Annotated in this window: 10 protein-coding genes; 1 reads left to right on the top strand and 9 read right to left on the bottom strand. The window is 47.8% G+C overall.

The genetic code is table 11. The annotated features are described in order from the left end of the window. Window positions 1–29: 29 nt before the first annotated feature. From KNO66_RS03520 to KNO66_RS03495, 6 genes are all read right to left on the bottom strand, one after another. The gene (locus KNO66_RS03520; RefSeq protein ID WP_214740475.1) at window positions 30–1481 is read right to left on the bottom strand and encodes a glutamate synthase subunit beta; all 1452 of its coding nucleotides are present in this window, start codon (window positions 1479–1481) and stop codon (window positions 30–32) included. Further along, window positions 1478–5917: a glutamate synthase large subunit gene (gene gltB, locus KNO66_RS03515; protein WP_214740473.1), complete on the bottom strand. Its 4440-nt coding sequence runs from the start codon at window positions 5915–5917 to the stop codon at window positions 1478–1480. Before gltB ends, KNO66_RS03520 begins: the two co-directional genes overlap by 4 nt. Before the next feature lie 253 nt (window positions 5918–6170). Beyond that, window positions 6171–6923 (bottom strand): tryptophan-rich sensory protein, encoded by a 753-nt coding sequence (locus KNO66_RS03510; RefSeq protein WP_214740471.1) that lies wholly within the window; start codon window positions 6921–6923, stop codon window positions 6171–6173. Between the two features lie 116 nt (window positions 6924–7039). Continuing rightward, on the bottom strand, window positions 7040–7852 hold the full coding sequence (locus KNO66_RS03505) for an aldo/keto reductase (RefSeq protein ID WP_214740469.1): 813 nt from the start codon (window positions 7850–7852) through the stop codon (window positions 7040–7042). A 65-nt stretch (window positions 7853–7917) separates the two neighbouring features. Beyond that, on the bottom strand, window positions 7918–8712 hold the full coding sequence (locus KNO66_RS03500) for an ABC transporter permease subunit (protein WP_214740467.1): 795 nt from the start codon (window positions 8710–8712) through the stop codon (window positions 7918–7920). 1 nt (window position 8713) lies between these two features. Continuing rightward, a complete protein-coding gene (locus KNO66_RS03495; protein WP_214740466.1) occupies window positions 8714–9586 on the bottom strand; it encodes an ABC transporter ATP-binding protein in 873 nt (290 codons plus the stop codon). Between the two features lie 121 nt (window positions 9587–9707). Here KNO66_RS03495 and KNO66_RS03490 point away from each other — a divergent pair, with 121 nt between their 5' ends. After that, entirely contained in the window at window positions 9708–10271 is a 564-nt protein-coding gene (locus KNO66_RS03490; protein WP_214740464.1) for a TetR/AcrR family transcriptional regulator, read from the top strand. A gap of 38 nt (window positions 10272–10309) precedes the next feature. On the opposite strand, the gene KNO66_RS03485 is transcribed toward KNO66_RS03490, so the two are convergent. The 3 genes from KNO66_RS03485 to KNO66_RS03475 all read right to left on the bottom strand — a co-directional run bounded on the left by KNO66_RS03485 (window position 10310) and on the right by KNO66_RS03475 (window position 12784). Beyond that, a complete protein-coding gene (locus tag KNO66_RS03485; protein WP_353048530.1) occupies window positions 10310–11422 on the bottom strand; it encodes an NAD(P)/FAD-dependent oxidoreductase in 1113 nt (370 codons plus the stop codon). A gap of 76 nt (window positions 11423–11498) precedes the next feature. Next, window positions 11499–12233 (bottom strand): Bax inhibitor-1/YccA family protein, encoded by a 735-nt coding sequence (locus KNO66_RS03480; RefSeq protein WP_012726196.1) that lies wholly within the window; start codon window positions 12231–12233, stop codon window positions 11499–11501. A 26-nt stretch (window positions 12234–12259) separates the two neighbouring features. Then, a complete protein-coding gene (locus KNO66_RS03475; RefSeq protein WP_214740462.1) occupies window positions 12260–12784 on the bottom strand; it encodes a type 1 glutamine amidotransferase domain-containing protein in 525 nt (174 codons plus the stop codon). Window positions 12785–12813: the final 29 nt, after the last annotated feature.

Below are 12813 nucleotides of genomic sequence, written 5' to 3'. Positions count from 1 at the left end.
AGATAAGGAGCGACGAATGTCGCTCCTTTTTATGATGAGGTTTTTAATTCGGTCTTGCAAGTATCGAGATACGCATCGACGACCTCTGCCACTTCTCGTCCTTCCCGAATCGCCCATACGATCAGGCTTTGTCCCCGCTTCGCATCTCCGGCGACAAAGACATTGTCCGCTGCCGTCTGGAAGTTTTTCGTCTTCTCGACACCGATTTTTCGCAATTCCTGTTCCGGTCGCTCAAATCCAATCGCGACGAGGACAAGGTCCGCCGGATAAATCTCAAGGGAATCCTCTTCTACAAAGAACGTCGCCTGTCCATCTGGATTGACCACTTTCGTCATCCGCTCCGTCTCGATTCCGGTGACACGTCCTTCTTTCGCGACGATTTGGTTGGAACGAATCAAATACGTTCTCGGGTCTTTCTCATAGACCTCGAGTGATTCAGCATACGCATAATCGTTCGTAAGTGTGTCAGGTTGAAGGGGCCAAGGTTTCTCTGGTGCACGAAACAATCCTTTGGATGGATGCTTTCCGAACTGGACGACGGATTTCGCTCCTTGACGAATTGCAGTCGCTACACAATCGGCCCCTGTATCCCCACCTCCGATGACGATAACATTTTTGTCTTTGGCATCGTACATGGACGGAAGCGATTCTCCTTTACGCTCACGCATAGAAGCCGTCAAATAATCCATTGCCATTTCGACACCTTCTGCATCATCCCCGTCGATCCCGAGCGTGCGCTGTTTCTGAGCCCCTGTCGCGAAGATGACCGCATCGAATTCGTTACGAAGTGAATCGACCGTCACGTCGGTACCGACCTCCATGTTCGTCCGGATGACAATTCCCTCTTGTTCGAGCAATCGAATGCGACGTCTTACGACATCCTTATCCAGTTTCATGTTCGGGATTCCGTACATGAGTAGCCCCCCTGGTTCATCCGACCTCTCGATGATTGTGACCGAATGCCCCAGTTGGTTCAATTGATCAGCGGCTGCCAAACCTGCAGGACCACTTCCGACGATGGCAATCGTCATCCCGGTTCTTCGATGGACCTGTCTTGGTTTCACCCACCCTTCTTCAAACGCCCGATCGATGATGGTTCGTTCAATCGATTTGATCGCAACCGGATCTTCACTAATTCCGAGTGTACAAGACCCCTCACACGGTGCCGGACAAACTCTCCCTGTGAACTCCGGAAAGTTATTCGTTTCCATCAATCGATGGTATGCGCCCATCCAATCCGCTTTCGTCACGAGCTTGTTCCATTCAGGGATGTAGTTGTGAATCGGACATCCAATCGTTTCTTGACCGATCAAATCACCGACGTGACAAAACGGTGTACCACAGTCCATACAACGCGCGGCTTGCTGTTTGACCGATTCGTCATCCAATCGCGTCGCGTATTCCTCATAATCTCTCACCCGCTCATCGACAAGCCGTTCTGGTAAGCTCGTTCGTGCGATATTCAAAAAGTTGTGTTTCATGCGGTACCTCCTTCAGTCACGACTCGGAACAATTCGAGTGCCCGATCCGCTTCGCTCAATTCTGGTCGATGTGTCTCGATTTGACGCATGACGTCCAATACGTTCGCATAATCTCTCGGAACTACTTTCACAAAGTGAGAGCGCGCTTGTTCAAACGACTCTAAAATGGTACGTGCTTTGACACTGTCTGTGTGGAATTGGTGCGCTTCGAGAAGTGCATAAATTTGTTCCATATCTTCATCGTTCAACTCTCCTACGACGGAGACGAGCTCCTCGTTGACGAGACGATCATACGCTTGCTCCCCGTATATATAAGCGATTCCACCTGACATACCTGCGGCGAAGTTCCGTCCGATTTCACCGAGAACGAGAACGGTTCCACCGGTCATATATTCACACCCGTGATCCCCGACTCCTTCGACGACCGCTGTCGCACCAGAGTTTCGAACGGCAAACCGCTCGCCGACATGCCCGTTAAAGAACGCTTGACCACTCGTCGCTCCGTACAAGCAGACGTTACCGGCAATCATTTGTTTACTCTCATCAAATGGTGCATGCTTTTCAGCAATCAGCGCTAATTTACCGCCACTCAAACCTTTCCCAATATAATCGTTCGCATCTCCGATAACGGAAATGGTGATGCCCCTCGGTAAAAATGCTCCTAAGCTTTGACCAGCAGACCCGCTAAGGCGAAGCGAAATCGTATCATCCGGTAAACCTACCTGACCGTGAACTTTCGTCACTTCAAACCCTAATTGCGTTCCGACCGCTCGATCGGTATTTCGAACACGACCTACGAAGAACGTTGGTTGAGTAGAAGTAATGGAACGTGATACAGCCGGGATGAGCTTGCGATGGTCGTATGAGCGATATGCAGGATGTGCCATTTCTTCTCGTTCCGGTAACGGGGTCGGCATCGTAAGCATTGGGGACAAATCTAAGCGTCCCGCTTTCGGATGACTCGTCTTCCATTCACTTTCTTCAAGAAGATCCGTTCGACCGACCACATCGTCGAGTGAGGTCATACCGAGTGATGCTAAAATTTCTCGGACTTCTTCCGCCAAGAATGTCATCAAGTTGACGACATGTTCTGGTTTCCCCATAAATTTCTGACGAAGTACCGGATCTTGCGTCGCCACACCGACGGGACACGTATCCAAATGACATGCGCGCATCATGATGCATCCGAGAACGACAAGTGGTGCTGTCGCAAACGCAAACTCTTCCGCCCCGAAGATGGCAGCTAGGACGATATCTCGCCCCGTCATGAGCTTCCCGTCCGTCTCGAGGGTTACTCTCCCCCGTAACCCGTTCAACGCGAGCGTTTGATGCGTCTCCAAGAGTCCAAGTTCCCATGGAAGTCCTGTATGCTTGATTGATGTCTTTGGAGAAGCTCCTGTCCCACCATCGTACCCACTAATGACAATTGTATCGGCATTCGCTTTGGCTACACCTGCTGCAATCGTCCCAACCCCTGACTTTGAGACAAGTTTGACACTGATTTTCGCCTTCGGGTTCGCATGTTTCAAGTCAAAGATGAGCTGAGCCAAGTCCTCAATCGAGTAAATATCGTGATGTGGAGGCGGTGAGATCAGACCGACGCCAGGTACCGATCCCCGGACTTCAGCGACCCATGGGTACACCTTGTTTCCTGGGAGTTGACCACCCTCACCCGGTTTTGCGCCTTGCGCCATCTTGATTTGAATCTCATCGGCATGATATAGATATTCGGCCGTCACGCCGAAGCGTCCGCTAGCGACTTGCTTGATGCGGCTGATGCGTTCGTTTCCAAACTCATCCGGGACGAAGCGGGCCCGGTCTTCGCCCCCTTCCCCTGAGTTACTTTTCGCGCCAATCTGGTTCATGGCGATGGCTAGGGTTTCATGCGCTTCTTTCGATAACGAACCGAATGACATCGCTCCCGTCTTAAATCGACGAACGATCGACGTGATTGGCTCCACATCTTCGAGCGGCACAGGACGTTGTGTTTTAAACGCAAACAACTGTCGGATGAACTGACCTGATGATTCATGAAGCTTCACATAAGCATCATAATATTTACGTTCATTCTCACGGCAGGCGCGTTGTAACAAATGAATCGTCTTCGGGTTAAATGCATGCTCTTCCCCGTCTGCACGCCATTGGAAATCACTTCCCGCCTCGAGCGGACGATTCGTCGTATAGGCAGACGTATGGAGTGTTTTCGCTTCGTCTTCAAGCTCTTTAAATCCGATTCCAGACAGTTGAGATGTCGTTCCCCTGAAATGCGTCTCGATCAAATCACGGTCTAACCCAACGGCTTCAAAAATTTGAGCTCCGCGATAACTTTGAATCGTCGAGATGCCCATTTTCGACATAATTTTGACGATCCCTTCAACGACCGCTTTTTGATACGAGCGGATGGCCTCTTCAAGTGAATGCATAATTTGTTCACGTTCGACTAAATCTCGAATCGTCGCATAGGCAACGTAAGGATACACTGCATCTGCCCCATATCCAATCAAGGTCGCTGCCTGATGCACTTCTCGAACTTCACCACTCTCAGAAATAAGACTACAGTTTGATCGCAAGTTCTCTCGAATCAAGTGTTGATGAACCGCACTCAGAACGAGAAGAGACGGCATCGCAATCCGTTCATTACTGACGAGTCGGTCAGAAAGGACGATCACGTTCGCACCATTTCGTACAATCTGGCTGACATGTTGCAAAAGGGCTTCAAGCGACGCCTCTAAATCATTAGTAAACGTCGTATCGACTCGTTTGAGCTTGAGCTTCTCGTCAAGTTGCTTAAGGGTTGCCCCATCAATCATCGGATGATCTAACCACACACGTTTCGCATGACCGCGTCCGGTATGAACCGGATCCCCTTGCGGACCGATCCAAGTGAATGTCGCCGTGACAATCTTCTCTCGCAAGGCATCGATTGGCGGGTTCGTCACTTGCGCGAAATGCTGTTTGAAGTAATGGAAGAGTGACCGAGGACGAGTCGAGAGCACGGCGATTGGTTGATCATGCCCCATCGAGCCGATTGGATCTTTCTCGTCTTTGATTAATGGAACCATATACTGCTCAATATCCTCTTTTGTATACCCAAACGCGCGTTGCACACGCTGAAGCTCAAATAGTTCCTCTTCTATGACCCCACTATCCTTGAGGGTCATCATCTGCTTGAGCCATTTATGATAAGGCTCTGACTTTGCAATCGTCTCTTTGATCTCATGATCTGGAATCAATCGCTTTTCAATCAGGTCGATCAACAATAATTGTCCCGGTCTAAGACGTTGTTTTGATTTGACGTTCTCTGCATCAACCGGAATAACTCCTGTTTCAGAGGAAAGAATCAATTCCCCGTCCAACGTTTCGACATAACGCATCGGGCGCAAGCCGTTACGATCTAAAATCGCTCCGATTTGACGTCCATCTGTAAAGACGACCCCAGTCGGTCCATCCCATGGCTCCATGATGGATGAATGATATTGATAAAAGTCACGTTTGAACGACTCCATCTGCCCTTCGACGAACGGTTCAGGAATCAACATCATCGCCGTGTGTGCGATTGAGCGACCGGTTCGTGTGAAGAATTCAAAAGCGTTATCGAGCATGGACGAGTCACTCCCATCCTCTTGAAGGACAGGGAACAAGTGATGAACGTCTTCAAATAAATCTGTTGATGTAACGCCCTCTCGTGCTCGCATCGCATCAATATTTCCTCGAAGCGTGTTAATCTCCCCGTTATGGACAATCATCCGGTTCGGGTGTGCCCGTTCCCAAGACGGGAACGTGTTCGTCGAGAAGCGAGAATGGACGATGCCGAACGTGCTCTTGTATTGAGGGGATTGCAAATCTAAATAAAATGCTGCGATTTGATTTGGTGTCAACATTCCTTTATATACGATCGTTCTCGTTGACAGGCTTGCGATATATAGGTGTAACGCATCGACTTTTTCGATTTTTCGACGAAGTTCATAGAAGACACGCTCATTCGCATCCTCGTCAAGGAATGGACATGAGATGAACCATTGATAGATGACCGGTTGCGTGACTCGCGCATGCTCTCCGATTTGCAATGGATCGACAGGTACTTCACGCCACTCAATCGTCGAACAGTCCAGTTCATCCGCCATACGTTCCATCATGGCCGTTTTTTCGTGGAGTTGATTCTCAGACGGCTGAAAAAAAACCATTCCGACAGCGTAACGACCAGGCGACGGAAGGTTCATTGTTTGTGTGAAGAGTTCATGTGGGATCTCAGTCATGATACCCGCCCCATCACCTGCATCGATGACACCTTGTCCTCCCCGGTGCTCTAAATTACATAACATCGAGAGTGATTTTTCGACGATCTCATGTTTTTTCAGCCCATGTAAATTGACGTAAAGTCCAATCCCACACGCATCTTTCTCAAATTTTGAGTCATATAGACCAACTCGACTCATATCATCGACCCCTTTCACTCACAGTTTCGTAATTCACATTTTGTTCTAAATATTCTGAAAAATCAAGTGAGTTGTATGTGTTTTTGCATAATAGGAATGATGTCGAATCTTATTGAAAGCGTATACACTGCTGTTATCAATGGATTTATCGTTTTTAGTTATATTCAATAAAGAATAAATATCCATGAATATTATTTATTTATAGGTTCTTTTGAACACAAAAAAGGATATCCATAGGACATCCTTTTTTTGATTATTGTTCTACCGTTTTACGCGGGTGGTGTAAAAATGATTTAGGACGTTTCCATAAAATCAAACCAATATATCCTATGGCGAGTAAAGCCAGGGCACTGACGATCACGACATAAAGAGTCCCTTCTTCGATTCTCGCAAAGATTCCGATATACGCCCAGACAAATACGAGTGGATAGATAAAATCATGATGCCACCACATAAAGAGAAGGGCTACAATCACACCGACCATCAGCATAAGTGAGGTCCAAGCGAGTTCATCAAGACCTAATAATGATGTAATCTGTTCCGTCTTCATCACAACGAATGTGTTGACAATTGTTGCGACTGATACCCAGCCGATATAGATGGAGAACGGGAATCGATCGAGCCAGCTCGTAGATGTCCGAAAGGCGATATAATACAGCCAGCAAAGGGTAGCTAAGAATGACACCATGATGACAAGGGAAAGGATGAACCACTCGTTCGTGAATGCTAAGAGCCATAAGCCGTTCAGCACGCAAGAGATTAAGAATCCAGCTTTCATACGCTCGGCTTGACGATTCGCCGTCGTTCCTTTCCTTAACTGTAAGACCAGCCAAACGAGTAACGCGACATAGATGACACCCCAAATCGAGAAGGCATATCCTGCCGGCTTAAAGTAAATGTCGATTCGATCAGAAACCGCGGCGTTGTCACCACTCGCGAAATAATTGATCACGACGATCGCTAAAAAAGCGACCCAGTTTACAATTGGCCATTTTGATAAGTCCATATGCACGATCTTCTAGACGAAGATCAGACACCTCCTTTTAGCAACATAATATTCATTACCCGCATCGATGTGTCTCTACACGTAGAAAGGGCTCGCATAAGCGAGCCCCCTCTCAATTAAAAGTCGATTTCATCCGGGTCTGGTCCGAGACGTTCACCCGTTGCCACTTGATCAATCTTCGCAAGGTCATCTGAGTCGAGAGAAAAGTCGAATACGTCAAAGTTCTCACGGATTCGATGCGGCGTCACCGATTTCGGTAACGCGACATGGCCAGATTCAAGATGCCAACGGAGCACTACTTGCGCAGGTGTCTTCCCGTGCTTCTCTGCAATTTCAGAGAATGCAGGGATGTCTAAAAACTTACCTTGCATGAGTGGACTCCACGCCTCGATTTGAATCCCTTCATCTTGACAGTAGTCCAACAAATCAGGTTGTGGGAGTTGTGGATGAAGTTCGACCTGATTGATGAGCGGGGCCATCAAGCCTGCTTCTTTCAACGTTTCTAAATGATGTTCTTTAAAGTTAGACACACCGATTGCCTTGATTTTTCCGGCTTCATATAAATCGATGAGATCTTTCCATGCATCGACAAAACCGTCAACCGGCCAGTGGAGAAGGCAAAGGTCCAAATAGTCTGTTTGAAGACGTTTCAATGAATCTTCGAACGCCTCTTTTGTCTTTCCTTCACGGATATCATCGTTCCAAATTTTTGATGTGATGAACAGTTCCGAACGGTCGACACCCGAGATGTGAATCCCTTTTGCGACACCTTCTTCGTTTTTATAAATAGCCGCCGTATCGATATGACGATAGCCTGTTTTGATGGCTTCAACGACAGCAGCTGGTGCCTCGGTTTCATTATCGACCTTCCAGACACCAAAGCCGATCATTGGAATCTCTACCTTGTTACGTAATGTAGCGTATAACATCTCATTCATCCCCTTTTCATTCTAACGAGCTGATTGTATCATACCCGACAATTTATTTCGGAAAACTAAATCGTCAAATCTTTTCGAGTGAAACGGAAGAACGAGAGTGCTGAAAAGATGGTCAAGAGACCGAGCAACCAGATGAAATGGATTCCCCAATATTCCTCACGCATGATGGCGCTCGCATCAAAGAGTGAGAAGAATGAAAAGTTCGACATCCAATCAAATTGTTCGCTCACTCCCTGAATGATATTGACCATGAGAAAGAATGTGAAGATCCCACCTGTCACCATATAGGATTTACTACTGTCATCGAACAGACTCGCAATCACATAAGCGGCTACGCCTAGGACGAGCAACATGAGCGCCCCATTCAATTGAAGCATCCACAGAACCGCATAGTCAATTTGTAAATCGAACAGAAGGTCCGCTGCCATTAAACTCAATCCATTCAGACCGACAAATAGCCCAACTGCCACCAGCAAGACGACAAAACTTGCTATCACGTACGTCACCCGCGAAATCGGGGCTGCCATATACAGCATGATTTCTCCGGAGTCGACAGGTTTGGCCAACAGTCTTGAGGCAAAAGTCAATGCGAATAGAACGGCGAGCACGTAAAAAATCAATCCATAATAGTTACTCGACAATAGATTGAGAACGTTGTCCATCGCCATCGACGCATCGATTTGGAAGACGTCGAGGAGTTCTTTTGGCAACGACTCTAATTTCGCTTCAATCAACCCTGTTTCTTGAATAGATGGGAAGATTGCGGCTAAGAAAAAGAGATACACGCTAGTTCCGACTGAATATCCAAGAATCCAACTGCGATTCTGTTTCAACATGGAGCGAATCAACATGTCAGGTCGCCTCCCCGTAATATTGCATGAATAAATGTTCGAGCTCGTCAGTACCGCTTGCCAGCGATTGAATCTGAAAATCTGCCAACGTTCGAATGAGATGATTCAACTCTGTCGGTGTCGAAATGGTGACCTCGACATGTCTACCATCCCGTTCACCAGAATCTGCAGCAAATCGAACAGCCTCCGCCTCCGTTGAAAATTCGACTCGATACCGTTTCACGCTATGTTGGCGTAGCTGTTCCATGTCTTCTTCGATGATGATGCGTCCATCTTTGATCAAGGCGGCGCGGTCGCACGTTCGTTCCATCTCAGGGAAATGGTGAGAACTCATGAGAATGGCTTTTCCTAATTGCTTTTCTTCAATTAGCCAATCGATTAGACGTTCTTGCATGAGCGGGTCTAATCCGCTCGTCGGTTCATCCAATATATAGACGGGCACATCTTTCATGAAACAGGTGATGATGGCAAGCTTTTGCTTCATCCCTTTTGACATCTTTCGGACTTTCGTCGCCTCATCGAATGAAAATCGTTCACGTAGGTGCCGTTCACGATCCGGATTCGTTTCATGCAGATGGCGGGTCAATCGAATGATTTCTTCCCCCGTCATGTTTTGAGGATAGTTGATTTCCCCCGGCAAATAGCCGACGCTCCGCTTCACTTGCTCCGTCTCCTGCCAACAATCAAATCCGTTGATGGTCGCCTTTCCTTCACTCGGCTTCAAAAGACCCATTAAGTGTCGAATCGTTGTCGATTTTCCTGCGCCGTTCGGTCCGATGAATCCGAAGATTGTTCCTGGTGTCACATGAAGTGATACATCAAAAATGCCATGTGTCTCATCAAAACGTTTCGTCAATCGCTGAATCCGAATCATCTTGACCCCTCCTTTTTTGTAATATCTGAACAATATGATTACAAAACTAGTATATCACGTTCTTTTTTGAAATGGAAATGGTATATTGATTACAAAACTAGAGAAAGGAGCGTCTAGTTCAATGGATGGATTTACGAAACGCACCGAAGAGAAACAACGAGCGATTATACGTGCCGCTCAGGACTTGATGGCAGAGAAACAATCCCGATTCACGATTAGTGAGTTAGCGAAACGGGCACAGGTCTCCCCGGTATCCATCTATAATTACTTCGGGTCGAAAGACCAGGTCATCGTGGAAGTCTTAAAGCAAATGACAGAAGAGCAGATGAGTTGGATCGAACACGCCATTGAGTCGAACGCCCCATTTGATGCGTTACTCGTCGAGATCTTGAAACGGAAAATCCAGACGGCGGTTCTCTTTGACGAGACCATCACGGAAATGATTCAACAAGATCCGAACTGGGAACAGCTTGCGACTCGGGGATATACTGCTTTCGCCCAGTTGATTGAATACGGGAAGGACCAAGGAGCAATCGATTCGACGTTATCCACTTCTTCGTATTTACGGTATGTTCAATTCATGCAGCAGGCCATCCTATCCGATCCTCAGTTTTCAATCGAGGATATGAAGGAAACGATGGAAGTCTACTTTCATTTCTTTTTGAACGGGGTCATGAAACGGTAAAAGGTGACTGTCTACAAATGAGCAGACAGTCACCTTTTTCATGTGCGATAAATAAAGTCTTCAATCGGATAGAGCGATAGATCCACTTCAGCCTCTTCTGTCAGAACAAGGTCACTTAACACTTTTCCGATGAATGGGCCGACCGTCAAACCGGATGAACCCAGACCGTTTGCGACTAATAGTTTTTCTGCCCCAGGCACCCTGCCGAGAACGGGAATGGAATTCGGTGTGACCGGACGGAAGCCGACCTTCGTTTCAACGAGTTCTGCTTCAGCAAGTCCAGGTGCCGACTCCAAACCTTTTGTCAGTACTTCGTGTACACCGATTGCTGTCGGACGAACGTCGAACGCCTTTCCTTTCTCATGTGTCGAACCGATGACTACTTTCCCGTCGTCAAATCCGAGTAAATAGCGTCGACGTGGCGGCATGACGACCGGCCAGTCTGATGCGTCTGTATCTTTTAACTGAACGTGGACGAGCTGTGCCTTTTCCCCATCGACTCGTACCGTGTATCCGAGAGGCTGTAACAACTCCGGTAACCAAGCACCCGTCGCGAGGATGATTTCATCCGCTTCATAGACTATCCCATCACACTCCACACCAATCTCATCTCCACTCGTCAACCGTGCGGAACCGTTGACAAATTTGACGCCTCGCTTTGTTGCGACTCGTTCAAGTGCAGCGCGAAAGCGACCTCCGTCGACCCTAGCCCCTCCTGTCACAAGTAGTGCATCATATTCATCGGAAAGTGGTGGGAAACGACGTCGCGCCTCCTCTGCAGTCAATCGTTCGAGTTCACCGATTTCTGGTGCTTCTTCTCGACGCAATAACGTTCGCTCCATCATCTGGTCGAGCTTTACTTCTTCATGGAGTGCAAGCGTCCCGACTCGTTTGTACCCGGTGTCCGTCTCCCCTTCAGCCTCCAGCTCTTTGACGACCTTAGGATAATAACTTGCTCCACCTTTCGCCAGTGCATACCAAGCTTTATTGCGTCGCTGCGCGATCCACGGACACACGATTCCAGCTGCCGCATCCGTTGCTCTTCCTTCTTCTTTTCGGTCAATGACCGTCACATCCGCTTTACCAGCTAAATGATAGGCAGCCGAAACACCGACGATCCCTGACCCGATAATCACTATCTTCTTCATCATAAATCTGTCTTGTGCAGACAGATGGACACATCCTTTCGTAAAAAAATCATCGACCCAACGGATCGATGATTGATTCTTATTCTCTCATCGCTAGACGATAAAGTAAATCTAACAATTCAATATACAACCAGACGAGCGTGACGATTAATCCAAATGCCGCGACCCATTCCAACTGTTTCGGTGCCCGCGCTTCGACCTGACTCGCGATGAAGTCAAAATCTAAGACGAGCGCGAGTGAAGCGACGATGACAATCACAAATTGAACACCAATCGCAAGTGGGCTTGAACCAGTCATAAATGCCAAGCCTGAGCCGAACAAACTCATCACGAGTTGCACGAGGTATAACAACATGACTGTGAACATGGCTGCCATGACACCAGCTTTAAACTTCTGTGTCACTTTGACGAGCCCTGTCGTATAGACAAACCACATCGCAAAGGCAACGACAAACGTCGTCAATACGGCGCGTCCCACAATACCAGGGACCATCGCTTCAAAGAAATACGAAATCGAGCCGACAAAGACCCCTTCGATAATCCCGTATAGCGGTGCGACGACCGGTGCTGTATTCGGTTTAAACGTGATAAGCAACGCAAAGATAAAGCCGAGAATGAGTGACCCGATCATGAGCGGGAACAATAGCCCTTCTCCGATTGTCGGGACGACTAGCCATGTCGTACCGGCTGCCGCTGTCACGAGTAACAGCAAGGTGAACACTTTAGACCATGTTCCTGCTTTCGTCATCGGTTCGGCACTGTAAGCTGTGGACTGCATTGATTTACGAAGTAATGGATTCGATTTTAAGTTCAACGTTGAATAGCTCCTTTATGGTTCAGTTACTGTTTTGCGAACACGTCGATGAACGCGCGCATATAATCTGGTAAGTCTGGCGGACGACGACTTGAGACGATATGACCATCGACGACGACCGGCTCATCATGCCAAATCGCTCCCGCATTTTCCATGTCATCTTTGATTCCCGGCGTGCTCGTCACGTTCACCCCGTCTAGAATGTTCGCCGAAATCAATACCCAACCGGCGTGACAGATTTGACCGATTGGTCGTTTTTGTTCATCCATATAACGGACGAATCCTTTCACCGACTCGAAACGGCGCAATAAGTCAGGTGACCAACCGCCAGGCACGAGAATCGCATCGAACGATGTGATGTCGACATCATCAAACGCCACGTCAGATTTTGCGGGCACACCGTATTTACCGATATATGTGTGATCGGCCTTCTCCCCAGCGAGGATCACGTGTGCTCCCTCTTCACGAAGGCGATGCACCGGGTACCAAAGCTCTAAATCCTCGAAGTCGTTACTGACAAGTTGAAGGACTTTCTTCCCTTGTAATTTCATCAAACCCCTCCTTTTATTCATTCCCCATT

This window comes from Exiguobacterium sp. s48, assembly GCF_018617395.1.
Lineage (GTDB): Bacteria > Bacillota > Bacilli > Exiguobacteriales > Exiguobacteriaceae > Exiguobacterium.
The sequence above is the reverse complement of the archived record's forward strand: the minus strand, read 5'-3'. Positions and strand labels throughout refer to the sequence as shown.

Coding starts and splice junctions, on each gene's coding strand:
- KNO66_RS03485 (WP_353048530.1), bottom strand. CDS start 11,422: ATGATGAAGAAGATAGTGATTATCGGGTCAGGGATCGTCGGTGTTTCG.
- KNO66_RS03475 (WP_214740462.1), bottom strand. CDS start 12,784: ATGAAATTACAAGGGAAGAAAGTCCTTCAACTTGTCAGTAACGACTTC.
- KNO66_RS03500 (WP_214740467.1), bottom strand. CDS start 8,712: ATGTTGATTCGCTCCATGTTGAAACAGAATCGCAGTTGGATTCTTGGA.
- KNO66_RS03495 (WP_214740466.1), bottom strand. CDS start 9,586: ATGATTCGGATTCAGCGATTGACGAAACGTTTTGATGAGACACATGGC.
- gltB (WP_214740473.1), bottom strand. CDS start 5,917: ATGAGTCGAGTTGGTCTATATGACTCAAAATTTGAGAAAGATGCGTGT.
- KNO66_RS03505 (WP_214740469.1), bottom strand. CDS start 7,852: ATGTTATACGCTACATTACGTAACAAGGTAGAGATTCCAATGATCGGC.
- KNO66_RS03520 (WP_214740475.1), bottom strand. CDS start 1,481: ATGAAACACAACTTTTTGAATATCGCACGAACGAGCTTACCAGAACGG.
- KNO66_RS03510 (WP_214740471.1), bottom strand. CDS start 6,923: ATGGACTTATCAAAATGGCCAATTGTAAACTGGGTCGCTTTTTTAGCG.
- KNO66_RS03490 (WP_214740464.1), top strand. CDS start 9,708: ATGGATGGATTTACGAAACGCACCGAAGAGAAACAACGAGCGATTATA.